This window comes from Erwinia sp. E_sp_B01_1 (genome assembly GCF_036865545.1).
In the GTDB taxonomy this organism is placed as follows: domain Bacteria; phylum Pseudomonadota; class Gammaproteobacteria; order Enterobacterales; family Enterobacteriaceae; genus Erwinia.
This window is the reverse complement of the sequence record NZ_CP142208.1, coordinates 4,492,079-4,511,865: the sequence shown is the minus strand read 5'-3', so window position 1 is coordinate 4,511,865 and position 19,787 is coordinate 4,492,079. Positions and strand designations below refer to the sequence as shown.

Below are 19,787 nucleotides of genomic sequence, written 5' to 3'. Positions count from 1 at the left end.
TGATTATGAAAGCGTTGATTCTGTTTTCCAGCCGCGAGGGTCAGACCCGGGAAATTGCAGCTTATATAGCTAATGAACTTAAAGAGCAGCAGGAGTGTGATGTGCTGAACATCCTTCATGCTACTTCTGTTGACTGGGCTAAGTATGACCGTGTGTTGATCGGCGCCTCTGTTCGTTACGGGCACTTCCATCCAGCGCTGGCCAAATTCGTTAAGCAAAACCAGGCACAGCTGCAGCAAAGAGTCAGCGGTTTCTTCTCAGTAAACCTGACTGCACGCAAACCTGAGAAGCGGACGCCACAAACCAATGCTTATACCCGCAAGTTTCTGCTGCAGTCTCCGTGGCAGCCAGATTGTTGCGCCGTATTTGCCGGTGCGCTTCGTTATCCACGCTATGGCTTCTTTGATCGCATCATGATCCAGCTGATTATGCGAATGACAGGCGGTGAAACGGATGCCACGAAAGAAGTAGAGTATACAGATTGGGTTCAGGTAGGCAGGTTTGCCCATGAATTTGCTGGATTAACAGGCAAAATGTCGTAAAAAAAGGCGCTTTGATGAAAAATGACGCTGTCAGTCATTTTTCTGCAATAAACACTTGTCACTCGTTGAGAACTCCCTATAATGCGCCTCCATCAACACGGAACAACGGCTTAACAGTCACCGGGTTGAGAGGTTCAGGAAGCTGAACCGCCGGAGAAAAACTTCTGAAAAAGACGTTGACTCTGAAGGAGGATAGCGTAGTATACGCCACCTCGCAGTAAGTCGCCACGGCGCTTACCGCACCGCTCTTTAACAATTTATCAGACAATCTGTGTGGGCACTCGCAGGATTGATATCAGCGTCTTTGGACGCAAAAAATATCAAGCCTTAAGAGTGAACACATAATGAAATTCATTATGACGTTTTACACTTGAGCATCGCTGCACTTGTTGCAGCAAATCGAACTTTTAATTGAAGAGTTTGATCATGGCTCAGATTGAACGCTGGCGGCAGGCCTAACACATGCAAGTCGAACGGTAGCACAGAAGAGCTTGCTCTTTGGGTGACGAGTGGCGGACGGGTGAGTAATGTCTGGGAAACTGCCTGATGGAGGGGGATAACTACTGGAAACGGTAGCTAATACCGCATAACGTCTTCGGACCAAAGTGGGGGACCTTCGGGCCTCACGCCATCGGATGTGCCCAGATGGGATTAGCTAGTAGGTGGGGTAATGGCTCACCTAGGCGACGATCCCTAGCTGGTCTGAGAGGATGACCAGCCACACTGGAACTGAGACACGGTCCAGACTCCTACGGGAGGCAGCAGTGGGGAATATTGCACAATGGGCGCAAGCCTGATGCAGCCATGCCGCGTGTATGAAGAAGGCCTTCGGGTTGTAAAGTACTTTCAGCGGGGAGGAAGGCGATAAGGTTAATAACCTTGTCGATTGACGTTACCCGCAAAAGAAGCACCGGCTAACTCCGTGCCAGCAGCCGCGGTAATACGGAGGGTGCAAGCGTTAATCGGAATTACTGGGCGTAAAGCGCACGCAGGCGGTCTGTCAAGTCAGATGTGAAATCCCCGGGCTTAACCTGGGAACTGCATTTGAAACTGGCAGGCTAGAGTCTTGTAGAGGGGGGTAGAATTCCAGGTGTAGCGGTGAAATGCGTAGAGATCTGGAGGAATACCGGTGGCGAAGGCGGCCCCCTGGACAAAGACTGACGCTCAGGTGCGAAAGCGTGGGGAGCAAACAGGATTAGATACCCTGGTAGTCCACGCCGTAAACGATGTCGACTTGGAGGTTGTGCCCTTGAGGCGTGGCTTCCGGAGCTAACGCGTTAAGTCGACCGCCTGGGGAGTACGGCCGCAAGGTTAAAACTCAAATGAATTGACGGGGGCCCGCACAAGCGGTGGAGCATGTGGTTTAATTCGATGCAACGCGAAGAACCTTACCTGGCCTTGACATCCACGGAATTCGGCAGAGATGCCTTAGTGCCTTCGGGAACCGTGAGACAGGTGCTGCATGGCTGTCGTCAGCTCGTGTTGTGAAATGTTGGGTTAAGTCCCGCAACGAGCGCAACCCTTATCCTTTGTTGCCAGCGAGTAATGTCGGGAACTCAAAGGAGACTGCCGGTGACAAACCGGAGGAAGGTGGGGATGACGTCAAGTCATCATGGCCCTTACGGCCAGGGCTACACACGTGCTACAATGGCGCATACAAAGAGAAGCGACCTCGCGAGAGCAAGCGGACCTCATAAAGTGCGTCGTAGTCCGGATCGGAGTCTGCAACTCGACTCCGTGAAGTCGGAATCGCTAGTAATCGTAGATCAGAATGCTACGGTGAATACGTTCCCGGGCCTTGTACACACCGCCCGTCACACCATGGGAGTGGGTTGCAAAAGAAGTAGGTAGCTTAACCTTCGGGAGGGCGCTTACCACTTTGTGATTCATGACTGGGGTGAAGTCGTAACAAGGTAACCGTAGGGGAACCTGCGGTTGGATCACCTCCTTACCTGAAGATACTTTCCCGCGTAGTGTCCACACAGATTGTCTGATAGAAGTAATGAGCAAAGAACGAACCAGAGTCCCCATCGTCTAGAGGCCCAGGACACTGCCCTTTCACGGCTGTAACAGGGGTTCGAATCCCCTTGGGGACGCCATCTCCTGATAATGAGTGAAAGACATTATCAACCAGTATCTCAAAACTGATTATGCCGCAAGGCGAGTCACGTTTGAGATATTTGCTCTTTAACAATCCGGAACAAGCTGAAAATTGAAACGACGCGTCGTTTTCATTCTCCGTAATAAGAATGAAATTTACGATGCGGTCGAGTCTCTCAAATGCTCGCAACAGCTCGTGTCCTCCGGGACGCTTGTGGGTTGTGAGGTTAAGTGACTAAGCGTACACGGTGGATGCCTAGGCAGTCAGAGGCGATGAAGGGCGTGCTAATCTGCGATAAGCGTCGGTAAGGTGATATGAACCGTTATAACCGACGATACCCGAATGGGGAAACCCGGTGCACTTTGGTGCATCATTGCATGGTGAATACATAGCCATGCAAGGCGAACCTGGGGAACTGAAACATCTAAGTACCCAGAGGAAAAGAAATCAACCGAGATTCCCCCAGTAGCGGCGAGCGAACGGGGAACAGCCCAGAACCTGAATCAGTTTGTGCATCAGTGGAAGCGTCTGGAAAGTCGCAGGGTACAGGGTGATACTCCCGTACACGAAGATGTGCTTACTGTGAGTTCGATGAGTAGGGCGGGACACGTGACATCCTGTCTGAATATGGGGGGACCATCCTCCAAGGCTAAATACTCCTGACTGACCGATAGTGAACCAGTACCGTGAGGGAAAGGCGAAAAGAACCCCGGCGAGGGGAGTGAAACAGAACCTGAAACCGTGTACGTACAAGCAGTGGGAGCACCTTCGTGGTGTGACTGCGTACCTTTTGTATAATGGGTCAGCGACTTATATTCTGTAGCAAGGTTAACCGTATAGGGGAGCCGCAGGGAAACCGAGTCTTAACTGGGCGTTAAGTTGCAGGGTATAGACCCGAAACCCGGTGATCTAGCCATGGGCAGGTTGAAGGTTGGGTAACACTAACTGGAGGACCGAACCGACTAATGTTGAAAAATTAGCGGATGACTTGTGGCTGGGGGTGAAAGGCCAATCAAACCGGGAGATAGCTGGTTCTCCCCGAAAGCTATTTAGGTAGCGCCTCGTGAACTCATCTCCGGGGGTAGAGCACTGTTTCGGCTAGGGGGCCATCCCGGCTTACCAACCCGATGCAAACTGCGAATACCGGAGAATGTTATCACGGGAGACACACGGCGGGTGCTAACGTCCGTCGTGAAGAGGGAAACAACCCAGACCGCCAGCTAAGGTCCCAAAGTCATGGTTAAGTGGGAAACGATGTGGGAAGGCACAGACAGCCAGGATGTTGGCTTAGAAGCAGCCATCATTTAAAGAAAGCGTAATAGCTCACTGGTCGAGTCGGCCTGCGCGGAAGATGTAACGGGGCTAAACCATGCACCGAAGCTGCGGCAGCGACGCGTAAGCGTTGTTGGGTAGGGGAGCGTTCTGTAAGCCGTCGAAGGTGGACTGTGAGGTCTGCTGGAGGTATCAGAAGTGCGAATGCTGACATAAGTAACGATAAAGCGGGTGAAAAGCCCGCTCGCCGGAAGACCAAGGGTTCCTGTCCAACGTTAATCGGGGCAGGGTGAGTCGACCCCTAAGGCGAGGCCGAAAGGCGTAGTCGATGGGAAACAGGTTAATATTCCTGTACTCGGTGTTACTGCGAAGGGGGGACGGAGAAGGCTATGTTGGCCGGGCGACGGTTGTCCCGGTTTAAGCGTGTAGGCTTGAGTTCCAGGCAAATCCGGAACTCTTTAAGGCTGAGGCGTGATGACGAGGCACTACGGTGCTGAAGTAACAAATGCCCTGCTTCCAGGAAAAGCCTCTAAGCATCAGGTAACACAGAATCGTACCCCAAACCGACACAGGTGGTCAGGTAGAGAATACCAAGGCGCTTGAGAGAACTCGGGTGAAGGAACTAGGCAAAATGGTGCCGTAACTTCGGGAGAAGGCACGCTGGCGCGTAGGTGAAGGGACTTGCTCCCGGAGCTGAAGCCAGTCGAAGATACCAGCTGGCTGCAACTGTTTATTAAAAACACAGCACTGTGCAAACACGAAAGTGGACGTATACGGTGTGACGCCTGCCCGGTGCCGGAAGGTTAATTGATGGGGTTATCCGCAAGGAGAAGCTCTTGATCGAAGCCCCGGTAAACGGCGGCCGTAACTATAACGGTCCTAAGGTAGCGAAATTCCTTGTCGGGTAAGTTCCGACCTGCACGAATGGCGTAATGATGGCCAGGCTGTCTCCACCCGAGACTCAGTGAAATTGAACTCGCTGTGAAGATGCAGTGTACCCGCGGCAAGACGGAAAGACCCCGTGAACCTTTACTACAGCTTGACACTGAACATTGAGCCTTGATGTGTAGGATAGGTGGGAGGCTTTGAAGCGTGGACGCCAGTCTGCGTGGAGCCAACCTTGAAATACCACCCTTTAACGTTTGATGTTCTAACCTGGCGCCGTGATCCGGCGTGGGGACAGTGTCTGGTGGGTAGTTTGACTGGGGCGGTCTCCTCCTAAAGAGTAACGGAGGAGCACGAAGGTTAGCTAATCACGGTCGGACATCGTGAGGTTAGTGCAATGGCATAAGCTAGCTTGACTGCGAGAGTGACGGCTCGAGCAGGTGCGAAAGCAGGTCATAGTGATCCGGTGGTTCTGAATGGAAGGGCCATCGCTCAACGGATAAAAGGTACTCCGGGGATAACAGGCTGATACCGCCCAAGAGTTCATATCGACGGCGGTGTTTGGCACCTCGATGTCGGCTCATCACATCCTGGGGCTGAAGTAGGTCCCAAGGGTACGGCTGTTCGCCGTTTAAAGTGGTACGCGAGCTGGGTTTAGAACGTCGTGAGACAGTTCGGTCCCTATCTGCCGTGGGCGCTGGAAGATTGAGAGGGGTTGCTCCTAGTACGAGAGGACCGGAGTGAACGCACCACTGGTGTTCGGGTTGTCATGCCAATGGCATTGCCCGGTAGCTAAGTGCGGAAAAGATAAGCGCTGAAAGCATCTAAGCGCGAAACTTGCCTCGAGATGAATCTTCCCTGGGCCTTTAAGGCCCCTGAAGGGACGTTGAAGACTACGACGTTGATAGGCCGGGTGTGTAAGCGCAGCGATGCGTTGAGCTAACCGGTACTAATGACCCGTGAGGCTTAACCTTACAACACCAGAAGCGTTCTGGTGAGCGTCTGAGAGACGCAACGATTTTCAGCCTGTTCGATAACGGATTGATTTGCGTGGCCTGCGAGGGCGGCGTGAACAACAGAATTTGCCTGGCGGCTTTAGCGCGGTGGTCCCACCTGACCCCATGCCGAACTCAGAAGTGAAACGCCGTAGCGCCGATGGTAGTGTGGGGTCTCCCCATGCGAGAGTAGGGAACTGCCAGGCATCAAATCAAGCACTGACCCCGACCGCAAGGCCGGGGTTTTTTGCGTCTGCGCGCGATGAAAAACCGGCCAGTATTGCCCGAGATTCAGGTCCGGGCCCGGCGAAGACCGGCGTGACCGGTGAAAAAGTGCAAAGAAAAAGGCCCCGCGCTGACGCGCCGGGCCTTTTGTCGTTTTGAACCCGCTGAAACGTGATGAACTCAGCGGGCAGAACGCGTGAAGTGTTCATGTTTTAACCACTTTTTACCAGTCAGGGTACTTGCCGCTGCTGTTAAGCCCGAAATGACCTGTGAAAAAACGGCATCAGCTTGAGTAAGTGGGGCAAAGATCGTGCTTAAAGTCTGCAACTGTTAAATCACTCAGCGGCCGGGGTTTTGATCGGGTAAACTACCGGCAGATGAATTCCTAAAGGCCGTAATATGTCCAGCCAGACCCATTCTTTAAAACCCTTCAACACCTTCAATCTTAACGTCAATGCTAAGCAGATTATCATTGCTGAAACGGCTCACGAGATCGCCCATGCCTGGCAGGAAAGTCTGAAAAAGCATCAGCCAGTGCTGCTGATTGGTGAAGGAAGCAATATTCTGTTCCTTGAAGACTTCGAGGGCACAGCCATTATTAACCGGCTGAAGGGAATTCGGGTTAAAGAGGGCGATAGTGCCTGGCATTTGCATATCGGTGCCGGAGAAAACTGGCACAATCTGGTGAAATATACCCTGGAAAATAACTACCCAGGACTGGAAAATCTGGCGATGATCCCAGGTTGCGTAGGTTCTGCCCCTATCCAGAACATTGGTGCTTACGGTGTGGAGCTGAAAAACGTCTGCGAATACGTCGATTTGCTCAATCTCTCATCGGGAGAGATACAGCGCCTGTCTGCGGAGGAGTGTCACTTTGGCTATCGTGACAGCGTGTTTAAGCATCGTTATCAGCAGGGTTATGCCATCGTTGCAGTAGGCCTGGTGCTGAATAAACAATGGCTCCCGGTAATGACCTACGGTGAACTGAGTAAGTTTTCCCCTGAATCAGTCACGCCAAAGCAAATTTATGACTCTGTCTGCGCAACACGCAGCAGTAAACTGCCCGATCCTGCCAGGGTAGGAAATGCAGGCAGCTTTTTCAAAAACCCGGTGGTCAGTGCTGAATTAGCAGCATCTGTCCGCAAAATATTTCCTGATATGCCCTTTTATCCGCAGACAGAAGGAAGTGTAAAACTTGCTGCCGGATGGCTGATTGACCGCTGTGACCTCAAGGGGTACAGCATTGGTGGGGCAGCGGTACATCTTCAACAGGCGCTGGTGCTGATCAATAAAGATCAGGCTACCGGCATGGATATCGTGGCGTTAGCGCATGAAGTGCGTCAACGCGTGGGTATGAAATTTAACGTGTGGCTTGAGCCTGAGGTGCGTTTCGTTGGCGCTCAGGGCGAAAAAGATGCCGTTGGAGTCATTACATGAAAGGTAATACAGTCCCCTTAACGCTGATAAGTCTTCTGGCTGATGGCGAATTCCATTCTGGCGAACAGCTGGGTGAACAACTTGGTATGAGCCGTGCGGCCATAAATAAACATATTCAGACCCTGAAAGACTGGGGCATTGACGTGTTTACCGTAACAGGCAAAGGATATAGTCTGCCCTCGCCGATGCAACTGCTGGATGAAGCAAAAATCATGGATCAGTTAGAGGACGGGCGCCTGGCTGTGATACCTGTGATCGACTCTACCAACCAGTATCTGTTAGAGAGAATGGATACACTGCAATCTGGTGATGCCTGTGTAGCCGAATATCAGCAGGCCGGAAGAGGGCGACGTGGCCGGCAATGGTTCTCTCCCTTTGGTTCTAATCTTTATCTTTCCATGTACTGGCGTCTTGAGCAGGGGCCAATGGCAGCAATGGGGCTGAGCCTCGTGATAGGCATTGTGATTGCAGAGGTATTGCGATCATTGGGGGCCAGTCAGGTAAGAGTGAAGTGGCCAAACGATCTCTATCTTAACGATCGTAAACTGGCCGGGATCCTGGTTGAACTGACAGGAAAAACTGGCGATGCTGCCCAGTTGGTTATTGGCGCAGGCATCAACCTTGCCATGCGTTCACCCGATGCAGATATCGTTAACCAGGGCTGGATAAACCTGCAGGAAGCTGGCGTAAATGTCGATCGAAATACGCTTGCAGCACAACTGGTTAATAATATGCGAACCTCCCTTCCGCTTTTCGAGCGGGAAGGACTGGCCCCCTTTATTGAGCGCTGGAGCGAATTAGATAATTTTATTAACCGGCGGGTAAAATTACTGATTGGCGACCGGGAAATTTTAGGGATTGCCCGGGGAATCGATCAGCAAGGGGGATTAATTCTGGAACAGGACGGGGTCAGGAAATCCTGGGTTGGCGGTGAAATATCATTACGCCCACAAGATTAAATGAAGAGGGGCACTGAGCCCCTTTTTTACTTCCGCAATCTCACTAAATCGACCGCATGATTGATGCTTTTGGTCATTATCAGGCTGGCGCGCTCCCGGGTTGGGAGTATATTTTCCTTTAAATTCCTGAGGTTAATCTCTTCCCAAAGCTGTGAGGCAATCCCTACCGCTTCCTTTTCAGAAAGTTTAGCGTAATTGTGGAAATAAGAATCCGGATCGGTAAATGCGCCCTGACGGAATTTCTGGAACCGGTTGATATACCATTTCTGCAGCAGCTCAAGGGGCGCATCAACATAAATTGAGAAGTCTACAAAGTCAGAAACAAATACGCGATGAGGATCGTGAGGATAATCCATTCCGCTTTGTAAAACGTTAAGACCTTCAAGAATTAAGATGTCGGGCTGCTTTACAACCTTATCCCCTCGCGGAATAACATCATAAATAAGATGCGAATAGACGGGGGCCGTTACCTGAGAGGCACCGGATTTTAAATCTGATACAAAATTTACCAGGCGATGCATGTCATAGGATTGCGGGAACCCCTTCTTCTTCATCAGGCCGCGCTCTTTTAACACCTCATTAGGATGTAAAAAGCCATCGGTGGTAATCAACTCTACCCGACGATGTTCAGGCCAGCGGCTCAACAGAGCCTGTAAGACACGTGCAGTAGTGCTTTTACCTACGGCAACGCTACCCGCAATACTGATGATATAGGGAATTCGCTGGCCATTGGTCCCAAGAAATTGCTCAAGTACCGCCTGACGTCGCAGATTGGAATTAATATAAAAGTTAAGCAGACGCGAGAGGGGCAGATAGATCTCTGCAACTTCCTCCAGAGATAAATCTTCGTTTATCCCTTTTAACTGGGCAATTTCCTGTTCACTCAATGTCATGGGCACCGAATCGCGCAGTGCAGCCCATTGAGCACGATCAAATTGCAGATAGGGCGTGGTCAACAAGGATTCTTTTTTACTCATATGCCTGCTTCTGCCAGCAAGAATTCGCCTTTCGTGATTTTGACTCATCCGGAAGGAAGGGGAGTAAACCCGCCTTATCCCGTTCACGTAACTAAGGTAAATTTCAGAAAACAATGCACAGGAGGTTACCACCTGATGGGGAGTAACCAGAAGAAAAAATAAAATCTGCGAGCGCAAACGCAACGGCACCCACACTTATTGAATAATTCGCTGGCAATGATCTGGCGACTCTGATTACAAAACCTTTGCAGAGTTCTCTCTTTCCGTTGCTGACGTCAAAAAATCAGTGAGCAGGGGGGCGGTGAAAAAACGCAAAAACGGTGGTTCTTTGAACGAATTTACTGTGGTAAGGCGATTATTTGCGCACGATTGCACAAATAGTAAGCATAAGAACAATTATCGCAATTTTTTTGTTGCATCAGGCGCCCGGTCTTCCTAGAATGCGCACCACTTGATGCCGGCTTAGCTCAGTTGGTAGAGCAACTGACTTGTAATCAGTAGGTCACCAGTTCGATTCCGGTAGCCGGCACCATCAAGTACCTAGTAACAAGTACCCCAGGTGGGGTTCCCGAGCGGCCAAAGGGAGCAGACTGTAAATCTGCCGTCATCGACTTCGAAGGTTCGAATCCTTCCCCCACCACCATTTCGACCCTGAAGGTTAAGGTTGAAATAACATGAAGATTTTCGACTGAGCTCAAGCGCAGTCTGGGTCATCAAGCGTATGCGGGTTGACTCGAATAGCAAGAGGGCATCTTCTTGTTGTTCAAAAGCTACAGACAGAACAGGTAGCCGAGTTCCAGGATGCGGGCATCGTATAATGGCTATTACCTCAGCCTTCCAAGCTGATGATGCGGGTTCGATTCCCGCTGCCCGCTCCAAGCCGTGCTGATATGGCTCAGTTGGTAGAGCGCACCCTTGGTAAGGGTGAGGTCCCCAGTTCGACTCTGGGTATCAGCACCACTTCTAAATCTCCCTCCCTGATTCTTTCTCTGTACAGTTAAATTCAACATTCAGGCTTTGCCTGGTTGATGTGGTGATATCACCGATTTATCCGTGTCTTAGAGGGACAAGCGATGTCTAAAGAAAAATTTGAACGTTCCAAACCGCACGTCAACGTTGGTACTATCGGCCACGTTGACCACGGTAAAACAACCCTGACTGCTGCTATCACTACCGTTCTGGCTAAAACCTACGGTGGTTCTGCTCGTGCGTTCGACCAGATCGATAACGCGCCAGAAGAAAAAGCTCGTGGTATCACCATCAACACTTCTCACGTTGAATATGACACCCCAACCCGCCACTACGCGCACGTTGACTGCCCGGGCCACGCCGACTATGTGAAAAACATGATCACCGGTGCTGCTCAGATGGACGGCGCTATCCTGGTTGTAGCTGCGACTGACGGCCCTATGCCTCAGACCCGTGAGCACATCCTGCTGGGTCGTCAGGTTGGCGTTCCTTTCATCATCGTGTTCATGAACAAATGTGACATGGTTGATGACGAAGAGCTGCTGGAGCTGGTTGAGATGGAAGTTCGTGAACTTCTGTCTGCTTACGACTTCCCTGGTGATGACCTGCCAATCGTTCGCGGTTCTGCACTGAAAGCACTGCAGGGCGAAGCTGAGTGGGAAGAGAAAATCATTGAGCTGGCTGGCCACCTGGATAACTACATTCCAGAACCAGAGCGCGCCATCGACAAGCCTTTCCTGCTGCCAATCGAAGACGTGTTCTCAATCTCTGGCCGTGGTACCGTTGTTACCGGTCGTGTAGAGCGCGGCATCGTCAAGGTTGGTGAAGAAGTTGAAATCGTTGGTATCAAAGATACTGCTAAATCAACTTGTACCGGCGTTGAAATGTTCCGTAAGCTGCTGGACGAAGGTCGTGCAGGCGAGAACTGTGGTGTTCTGCTGCGTGGTATCAAGCGTGAAGATATCCAGCGTGGCCAGGTTCTGGCTAAGCCAGGTTCAATCAAGCCACACACCAAATTTGAGTCAGAAGTTTACATTCTGTCCAAAGACGAAGGCGGCCGTCATACTCCGTTCTTCAAAGGCTACCGTCCTCAGTTCTACTTCCGTACTACTGACGTGACCGGTACCATCGAACTGCCAGAAGGCGTTGAGATGGTAATGCCAGGTGACAACATTCAGATGGTTGTTACCCTGATCCACCCAATCGCGATGGATGACGGTCTGCGTTTCGCAATCCGTGAAGGCGGCCGTACTGTTGGTGCAGGTGTTGTTGCTAAAGTTATCGCGTAATCGCTGATAATATTTGACGCAACACACATGAAAAGGGCATCATTTGATGCCCTTTTTGCACGCTGTAACATAGAACCTGGCTCATCAGTGATTTTAAACCCATAATCATTGCTGAGGCAGGCTCTGTAGCACGGCGTTATATGCCGAGTTTCGCCTTACAGCCTCATTCGGTTCGGTTGCCTCGTTTTACGGGGCAAAATAGTTTCTGATTTATTGTGGCAGGTTGGTTTATGAGTGCTAATACCGAAGCTCAAGGAAACGGGCGTGGCCTGGAAGCAGTAAAGTGGTTAGTCGTGGCGTTGCTGCTGATTGTGGCTATCGTAGGCAACTACTATTACCGTGAAGTCACGCTGCCATTGCGCGCGCTGGCCGTCGTTATCCTGATCGCAGCAGCAGGTGGCATTGCGCTGCTGACAACAAAAGGTAAGGCAACACTGGCATTTGCCCGTGAAGCGCGCACCGAAGTTCGCAAGGTCATTTGGCCGACTCGTCAGGAAACGTTGCACACCACGTTAATCGTTGCCGCGGTAACTGCCGTGATGTCACTGATTTTGTGGGGACTGGATGGTATTCTGGTCCGTCTGGTATCGTTTATCACTGGCCTGAGGTTCTGAGATGTCTGAAGCTCCAAAAAAACGCTGGTACGTCGTTCAGGCGTTTTCCGGTTTCGAAGGCCGTGTAGCTCAGTCGCTGCGCGAGCATATCAAATTACATAACATGGAAGAGCTGTTTGGCGATGTCATGGTTCCAACCGAAGAAGTGGTTGAAATTCGTGGCGGCCAGCGTCGTAAAAGCGAGCGCAAGTTCTTCCCAGGTTATGTCCTGGTCCAAATGGTCATGAATGATGCGAGCTGGCACCTGGTGCGTAGCGTGCCTCGTGTCATGGGCTTCATTGGTGGTACTTCCGATCGTCCGGCACCTATTAGCGATAAAGAAGTCGATGCGATCATGAACCGCCTGCAGCAGGCTGGTGATAAGCCACGTCCTAAAACCATGTTCGAACCGGGTGAAATGGTTCGGGTCAGCGATGGTCCGTTTGCTGACTTCAACGGTGTGGTTGAAGAAGTGGATTATGAGAAAAGCCGCCTGAAAGTTTCGGTTTCAATCTTTGGGCGTGCAACGCCGGTTGAGCTGGACTTTGGACAGGTTGAAAAAGGCTGACCATCATGTCTGCCGGTCAGATTTCAGAGGAAGTTTTCCTGCCTGAAATTTGACCCCTGCAGTAGATTACTGGTTGCCAGAGGCGCGAAATTGCAATACAATTTCGCGCCTTTTGTTTTTATGCGCTGTATCAGCGTGTGAATATTAATCACGGGGAGCTCTTCACGGAGCGTATGAACCCAATAGAGGAATTATCATGGCTAAGAAAGTACAAGCCTACGTCAAGCTGCAGGTTGCAGCAGGTATGGCAAACCCAAGTCCACCAGTAGGTCCGGCTCTGGGTCAGCAGGGTGTTAACATCATGGAATTCTGTAAAGCGTTTAACGCCAAAACAGAATCCCTGGAAAAAGGCCTGCCTACTCCAGTAGTGATTACCGTTTACTCTGACCGTTCTTTCACCTTCGTTACCAAAACGCCTCCAGCACCAATCCTGCTGAAGAAAGCGGCTGGTATCAAGTCTGGTTCCGGCAAGCCGAACAAAGACAAAGTAGGTAAAGTAACGCGTGCTCAGGTACGTGAAATCGCAGAAACCAAAGCTGCGGACATGACTGGTGCTGATGTTGAAGCGATGGCTCGCTCAATTGAAGGTACTGCTCGTTCCATGGGCCTGGTAGTAGAGGACTAAGAAATGGCTAAGCTGACCAAGCGCATGAGCGTAATCCGCGACAAAGTTGATGTAACTAAACAGTATGACATCAACGAAGCTGTTGCTCTGCTGAAAGAACTGGCTACTGCCAAGTTCGTTGAAAGCGTTGACGTAGCGGTAAACCTGGGCATTGATGCCCGTAAATCCGATCAGAACGTTCGCGGTGCAACTGTACTGCCACACGGTACTGGCCGTTCTGTTCGCGTTGCCGTATTTGCCCAGGGCGCAAACGCTGAAGCTGCTAAAGCTGCAGGCGCTGAGCTGGTAGGTATGGAAGATCTGGCTGACCAGATCAAAAAAGGCGAAATGAACTTCGACGTTGTTATCGCATCTCCTGATGCAATGCGCGTTGTCGGCCAGCTGGGTCAGGTACTGGGCCCACGCGGTCTGATGCCTAACCCGAAAGTGGGTACTGTAACGCCTAACGTTGCTGAAGCGGTTAAGAACGCTAAAGCGGGCCAGGTTCGTTATCGTAACGACAAAAACGGCATCATCCATACCACTATCGGTAAGGTTGATTTCGATACAGATAAATTGAAAGAAAACCTGGAATCCCTGCTGGTTGCGCTGAAAAAAGCAAAACCTTCTCAGGCGAAAGGCGTTTTCATCAAGAAAGTTAGCCTCTCCACCACTATGGGTGCAGGCGTGGCAATCGATCAGGCTGGCCTGAACGCTGTCGCTAACTAATCTGCTTTACGCGGGCGAAAGTTTCTACTAGAATCTTACGCCCGTTGTTCCGTTAACTACGGAACCAGAATTTTCGGTTGGAGCCTGGCCTTATCCAGGCCTCCGTCCAAGACCGCAGGTGTTTCGTAAGAAGCTTAATCTCCTGCGTAGACGGTGACAGAACCTGAAGAATATTTTTATAGTCTTTGCTGGATTCTGCTCACCGTATTAAAGCGCCTCTCTTCGGTAACGAGGTCAGGTGAAGTGAGTTCCGGAGAAATTCATCTCCGGCAAAATCCAGGAGCAAAAGCTAATGGCCTTAAATCTTCAAGACAAACAAGCGATTGTTGCTGAAGTCAGCGAAGTAGCCAAAGGCGCGCTGTCTGCGGTAGTTGCGGATTCTCGTGGCGTACCAGTAGGCAAAATGACTGAACTGCGTAAAGCAGGTCGTGAAGCTGGCGTTTACATGCGTGTTGTTCGTAACACCTTGCTGCGCCGCGTCGTTGAAGGAACTCAGTTTGAGGTCCTGAAAGACACGTTCGTCGGTCCAACCTTGATTGCATATTCTATGGAACACCCGGGCGCTGCTGCTCGTCTGTTCAAAGAGTTCGCGAAAGCGAATGCAAAATTTGAGGTTAAAGCTGCGGCCTTTGAAGGCGAGTTAATCAGTGCGGCTCAGATCGACCGCCTGGCAACTCTGCCAACTTACGATGAAGCAATCGCACGCCTGATGGCAACCATGAAAGAAGCCGCTGCCGGCAAACTGGTTCGCACTCTGGCTGCAGTCCGTGATCAGAAAGAAGCTGAAGCTGCATAAGCTTAAGATTCACTTATTACGTACTCTTGCTAACGTATTTACACTAAAACTGAATTTCAGGAACATTTTAAATGTCAATCACTAAAGAACAAATCATCGAAGGCGTTGCTGCCCTGTCTGTAATGGAAATCGTTGAACTGATCTCCGCTATGGAAGAAAAATTCGGCGTTTCAGCTGCTGCTGCTGTTGCAGGTCCTGCCGCTGCTGCTGAAGCTGTTGAAGAAAAAACTGAGTTCGACGTTGTACTGAAAGCTATCGGCGCTAACAAAGTTGCCGTGATCAAAGCAGTACGTGGCGCAACTGGTCTGGGCCTGAAAGAAGCCAAAGACCTGGTTGAGTCTGCACCTGCTGCCCTGAAAGAAGGCATCAGCAAAGACGACGCTGAAGCTCTGAAGAAAGCACTGGAAGAAGCTGGCGCAGAAGTTGAAGTTAAATAAGCCAACCTTTCAGGTTGCAGCCTAAGTATTTTTAGGCTGATGGCTGGTGACTTTTTAGTCACCAGCCTTTTTGCGCTCTAAAGCGTCAATGGCATTTCACACTGTTTAGTCATTGATTTGCTTAATATCTTTCTCTATCGATGACTTAATATATTGCTCTCCTGCGAAGCCTCTCTGCTTTGCAACGGCAACGAAATGATTTAAGCGTGATAGAAACAGGTATTACGGAAGGGGAGTCTTCTTTCCGCGTCACAAAATAGTGTTGCATGAACTGTCCCCTCTGGACGGACAGCGAGGTTCTACCTTTCAGCGAGCTGAGGAACCCTATGGTTTACTCCTATACCGAGAAAAAACGTATTCGTAAGGATTTTGGAAAGCGCCCCCAGGTGCTCGACATTCCTTATCTCCTTTCTATCCAGCTTGACTCGTTCCAGAAGTTCATCGAGCAAGATCCGGAAGGTCAACATGGTTTGGAAGCGGCATTCCGTTCCGTTTTCCCGATCCAAAGCTATAGCGGTAATTCTGAGCTGCAGTACGTCAGCTACCGTTTAGGCGAACCTGTATTTGATGTGAAAGAGTGTCAGATTCGTGGCGTCACGTTCTCTGCACCCCTGCGCGTTAAACTGCGCCTGGTGATCTACGAGCGCGAAGCGCCGGAAGGCACCGTTAAAGACATCAAAGAACAAGAAGTTTACATGGGTGAAATTCCACTCATGACCGATAACGGTACCTTTGTCATCAATGGTACGGAAAGGGTTATCGTTTCTCAGCTGCATCGTAGTCCTGGTGTCTTCTTCGACAGCGATAAGGGTAAAACCCACTCTTCGGGTAAAGTGCTTTATAACGCACGTATCATCCCTTACCGCGGTTCATGGTTGGACTTTGAGTTCGACCCGAAAGACAACCTGTTCGTTCGTATTGACCGTCGCCGTAAATTGCCTGCGACCATCATTCTGCGTGCACTGAACTACACCACAGAGCAGATCCTTGACCTGTTCTTTGACAAGATCGTGTATGAAATCCGCGACAACAAGCTGCAGATGGAACTGGTTCCTGAGCGCCTGCGTGGAGAGACTGCCTCTTTCGATATCGAATCCAACGGTACTGTGTACGTTGAGAAAGGCCGTCGTATCACTGCACGTCATATTCGTCAGCTTGAAAAAGATGGCATTCAGCACATCGAAGTTCCTGTTGAATATATCGCTGGTAAAGTCGTTGCTAAAGACTACATCGACGAAAGCACCGGTGAGCTGATCGTTGCTGCCAACATGGAGCTGTCGCTGGATCTGCTGGCCAAGCTGAGCCAGTCTGGTCACAAGCGTATCGAAACGCTGTTTACCAACGACCTGGATCACGGTGCGTACATCTCTGAGACTGTACGTGTCGACCCAACCAACGATCGCCTGAGCGCGCTGGTTGAGATCTACCGCATGATGCGTCCTGGTGAGCCACCAACGCGTGAAGCGGCTGAAAACCTGTTCGAGAACCTGTTCTTCTCTGAAGACCGCTACGATCTCTCTGCGGTTGGTCGTATGAAGTTCAACCGTTCTCTGCTGCGTGACGAGATCGAAGGTTCCGGTATCCTGAGCAAAGACGACATCATTCAGGTGATGCGTAAACTGATCGGTATCCGTAACGGTATTGGTGAAGTGGATGATATCGACCACCTCGGCAACCGTCGTATTCGTTCCGTTGGCGAAATGGCAGAAAACCAGTTCCGTGTGGGTCTGGTCCGTGTTGAGCGTGCGGTGAAAGAGCGTCTGTCTCTGGGCGATCTGGATACCCTGATGCCTCAGGACATGATCAACGCCAAGCCAATTTCTGCAGCAGTGAAAGAGTTCTTTGGTTCCAGCCAGCTGTCCCAGTTTATGGACCAGAACAACCCACTGTCTGAGATTACGCACAAACGTCGTATCTCTGCACTTGGCCCGGGCGGTCTGACGCGTGAGCGTGCAGGCTTTGAAGTTCGAGACGTTCACCCGACTCACTACGGTCGTGTGTGCCCAATCGAAACGCCTGAAGGTCCAAACATCGGTCTGATTAACTCCTTGTCCGTGTACGCACAGACCAATGAGTACGGTTTCCTGGAAACCCCATACCGTCGCGTTCGCGAAGGCGTGGTGACCGACGAAATTCATTACCTCTCTGCAATTGAAGAGGGTAACTACGTTATCGCTCAGGCGAACACCAACCTCGACGACGAAGGTCACTTCGTAGACGATCTGGTGACCTGCCGTAGCAAAGGCGAATCGAGTCTGTTCAGCCGCGATCAGGTTGACTACATGGACGTTTCCACTCAACAGATCGTTTCTGTTGGTGCGTCACTGATTCCGTTCCTGGAGCACGATGACGCCAACCGCGCATTGATGGGTGCAAACATGCAACGTCAGGCGGTTCCAACTCTGCGTGCTGATAAGCCGCTGGTTGGTACCGGTATGGAACGCGCGGTAGCGGTTGACTCCGGTGTTACAGCCGTAGCGAAACGTGGTGGTACTGTTCAGTACGTGGATGCATCCCGTATCGTTATCAAAGTTAACGAAGACGAAATGTACCCGGGCGAAGCCGGTATCGACATTTACAACCTGACCAAATACACCCGTTCTAACCAGAACACCTGCATCAATCAGATGCCATGCGTGAATCTGGGTGAGCCAATTGAACGTGGTGATGTGCTGGCTGATGGTCCTTCAACGGATCTCGGCGAACTGGCACTGGGTCAGAACATGCGCGTCGCGTTCATGCCGTGGAACGGCTACAACTTCGAAGACTCCATCTTAGTCTCCGAGCGTGTGGTACAGGAAGATCGCTTCACTACCATCCACATTCAGGAACTGGCATGTGTGTCTCGTGACACCAAGCTGGGGCCAGAAGAGATCACTGCTGACATCCCTAACGTGGGTGAAGCTGCGCTCTCCAAACTGGATGAATCCGGTATCGTGTATATCGGTGCTGAAGTGACCGGCGGTGACATTCTGGTTGGTAAGGTAACGCCGAAAGGTGAAACCCAGCTGACGCCAGAAGAGAAGCTGCTGCGTGCGATCTTCGGTGAGAAAGCGTCTGACGTTAAAGACTCTTCTCTGCGTGTACCGAACGGCGTGTCTGGTACCATTATCGACGTGCAGGTCTTCACCCGCGATGGCGTGGAAAAAGACAAGCGCGCGCTGGAAATCGAAGAGATGCAGCTGAAGCAGGCGAAAAAAGACCTGTCTGAAGAATTGCAGATCCTCGAAGCTGGCCTGTTCAGCCGTATCCAATACCTGCTGGTTGCTGGCGGTGTTGAAGCGGAGAAACTGGATAAGCTGCCACGCGAGCGCTGGTTGGAACTCGGCCTGACCGACGAAGAGAAGCAAAACCAGCTGGAACAGCTGGCAGAGCAGTATGACGAGCTGAAGCACGAGTTTGAGAAGAAACTCGAAGCGAAGCGCCGCAAAATCACTCAGGGCGATGACCTGGCACCTGGCGTGCTGAAAATCGTGAAAGTGTATCTGGCCGTTAAGCGTCAGATCCAGCCTGGTGACAAAATGGCAGGTCGTCACGGGAACAAAGGTGTTATCTCCAAGATCAACCCGATCGAAGATATGCCTTACGATGAATACGGCACGCCGGTTGACATCGTACTGAACCCGCTGGGCGTACCTTCACGTATGAACATTGGACAGATTCTTGAAACCCACCTGGGTATGGCTGCGAAGGGCATTGGCGAGAAAATTAACGCCATGCTTAAGAAGCAGGAAGAAGTGTCCAAACTGCGTGAGTTCATTCAGCGCGCGTACGATCTGGGCACCGATTTGCGTCAGAGAGTCGATCTCAACACCTTCTCCGATGACGAAGTGCTGCGTCTGGCAGAAAACCTGAAAAAGGGTATGCCAATTGCCACACCAGTGTTTGACGGCGCGAAAGAGAGCGAAATCAAAGAGCTGTTACAGCTCGGCGGCCTGCCTTCTTCTGGTCAGATCACCCTGTTTGATGGTCGTACAGGCGAGCAGTTCGAACGTCAGGTTACCGTTGGCTATATGTACATGCTCAAACTCAACCACTTAGTGGATGACAAGATGCATGCGCGTTCTACCGGATCTTACAGCCTCGTTACTCAGCAGCCGCTGGGTGGTAAGGCGCAGTTCGGTGGACAGCGCTTCGGTGAGATGGAAGTGTGGGCACTGGAAGCATATGGTGCCGCTTATACCCTGCAGGAAATGCTGACTGTGAAGTCTGATGACGTTAATGGCCGTACCAAGATGTATAAAAACATCGTTGACGGTAACCATCAGATGGAACCAGGCATGCCGGAATCCTTCAACGTACTGTTGAAAGAGATCCGCTCGCTGGGTATTAACATCGAGCTTGAAGACGAGTAAGCACTCGAATTTGTACTGGTTACAGCACGCCCGTCTGGGCGTGCTGAGAAGTCT

Annotated in this window: 12 protein-coding genes, 5 tRNA genes and 3 rRNA genes; 19 read left to right on the top strand and 1 reads right to left on the bottom strand. The window is 51.0% G+C overall.

The annotated features are described in order from the left end of the window. The first annotated feature begins 5 nt into the window (after positions 1-5). The 7 genes from hemG to birA all read left to right on the top strand — a co-directional run bounded on the left by hemG (position 6) and on the right by birA (position 8,416). Positions 6-542 (top strand): menaquinone-dependent protoporphyrinogen IX dehydrogenase, encoded by a 537-nt coding sequence (gene hemG, locus VRC33_RS20930; protein WP_338559093.1) that lies wholly within the window; start codon positions 6-8, stop codon positions 540-542. A 408-nt stretch (positions 543-950) separates the two neighbouring features. Further along, positions 951-2,493, top strand: a 16S ribosomal RNA gene (locus VRC33_RS20925). Positions 2,494-2,565: 72 nt separating this feature from the next. Further along, positions 2,566-2,641: transfer RNA gene (locus VRC33_RS20920), tRNA-Glu, on the top strand. 226 nt (positions 2,642-2,867) lie between these two features. Then, positions 2,868-5,774 (top strand): 23S ribosomal RNA (locus VRC33_RS20915). A gap of 111 nt (positions 5,775-5,885) precedes the next feature. Further along, a 5S ribosomal RNA gene (rrf, locus tag VRC33_RS20910) occupies positions 5,886-6,001 on the top strand. The 16S, 23S and 5S rRNA genes sit together here with 1 tRNA gene alongside, the layout of an rRNA operon. Positions 6,002-6,419: 418 nt before the next feature. Then, complete coding sequence (murB, locus tag VRC33_RS20905) at positions 6,420-7,457, top strand: UDP-N-acetylmuramate dehydrogenase (RefSeq protein WP_338559090.1); 1,038 nt, start codon at positions 6,420-6,422, stop codon at positions 7,455-7,457. Beyond that, positions 7,454-8,416 carry a bifunctional biotin--[acetyl-CoA-carboxylase] ligase/biotin operon repressor BirA gene (gene birA / locus VRC33_RS20900; RefSeq protein ID WP_338559087.1) on the top strand — a complete coding sequence of 321 codons (963 nt, stop codon included), beginning with the start codon at positions 7,454-7,456 and terminating at the stop codon, positions 8,414-8,416. Before murB ends, birA begins: the two co-directional genes overlap by 4 nt. Before the next feature lie 26 nt (positions 8,417-8,442). On the opposite strand, the gene coaA is transcribed toward birA, so the two are convergent. After that, on the bottom strand, positions 8,443-9,393 hold the full coding sequence (coaA, locus tag VRC33_RS20895; protein WP_338559085.1) for a type I pantothenate kinase: 951 nt from the start codon (positions 9,391-9,393) through the stop codon (positions 8,443-8,445). A gap of 456 nt (positions 9,394-9,849) precedes the next feature. Between coaA and VRC33_RS20890 the strand changes: the two genes are divergently transcribed. From VRC33_RS20890 to rpoB, 12 genes are all read left to right on the top strand, one after another. Further along, positions 9,850-9,925 (top strand) — tRNA-Thr (locus tag VRC33_RS20890). 26 nt (positions 9,926-9,951) lie between these two features. Then, positions 9,952-10,036: transfer RNA gene (locus VRC33_RS20885), tRNA-Tyr, on the top strand. Between the two features lie 160 nt (positions 10,037-10,196). Further along, positions 10,197-10,271, top strand: a tRNA-Gly gene (locus VRC33_RS20880). Between the two features lie 6 nt (positions 10,272-10,277). Then, a tRNA-Thr gene (locus tag VRC33_RS20875) sits at positions 10,278-10,353 on the top strand. A 113-nt stretch (positions 10,354-10,466) separates the two neighbouring features. After that, positions 10,467-11,651: an elongation factor Tu gene (gene tuf, locus VRC33_RS20870; RefSeq protein ID WP_338559083.1), complete on the top strand. Its 1,185-nt coding sequence runs from the start codon at positions 10,467-10,469 to the stop codon at positions 11,649-11,651. A 230-nt stretch (positions 11,652-11,881) separates the two neighbouring features. Next, positions 11,882-12,265, top strand: a complete 384-nt coding sequence (gene secE, locus VRC33_RS20865; RefSeq protein ID WP_338559081.1) for a preprotein translocase subunit SecE — start codon at positions 11,882-11,884, stop codon at positions 12,263-12,265. 1 nt (position 12,266) lies between these two features. Beyond that, complete coding sequence (gene nusG, locus VRC33_RS20860) at positions 12,267-12,812, top strand: transcription termination/antitermination protein NusG (RefSeq protein ID WP_062749168.1); 546 nt, start codon at positions 12,267-12,269, stop codon at positions 12,810-12,812. 196 nt (positions 12,813-13,008) lie between these two features. Continuing rightward, positions 13,009-13,437, top strand: coding sequence for a 50S ribosomal protein L11 (gene rplK / locus VRC33_RS20855; RefSeq protein WP_338559080.1), 429 nt, complete (start codon positions 13,009-13,011; stop codon positions 13,435-13,437). Between the two features lie 3 nt (positions 13,438-13,440). Further along, positions 13,441-14,145 carry a 50S ribosomal protein L1 gene (gene rplA, locus VRC33_RS20850; protein ID WP_338559078.1) on the top strand — a complete coding sequence of 235 codons (705 nt, stop codon included), beginning with the start codon at positions 13,441-13,443 and terminating at the stop codon, positions 14,143-14,145. 292 nt (positions 14,146-14,437) lie between these two features. Further along, positions 14,438-14,941: a 50S ribosomal protein L10 gene (gene rplJ / locus VRC33_RS20845; RefSeq protein WP_338559076.1), complete on the top strand. Its 504-nt coding sequence runs from the start codon at positions 14,438-14,440 to the stop codon at positions 14,939-14,941. Positions 14,942-15,012: 71 nt separating this feature from the next. After that, on the top strand, positions 15,013-15,378 hold the full coding sequence (gene rplL / locus VRC33_RS20840) for a 50S ribosomal protein L7/L12 (RefSeq protein WP_024966036.1): 366 nt from the start codon (positions 15,013-15,015) through the stop codon (positions 15,376-15,378). Positions 15,379-15,704: 326 nt separating this feature from the next. Next, positions 15,705-19,733: a DNA-directed RNA polymerase subunit beta gene (rpoB, locus tag VRC33_RS20835; protein ID WP_338559071.1), complete on the top strand. Its 4,029-nt coding sequence runs from the start codon at positions 15,705-15,707 to the stop codon at positions 19,731-19,733. The last annotated feature ends 54 nt before the right edge of the window (positions 19,734-19,787 follow it).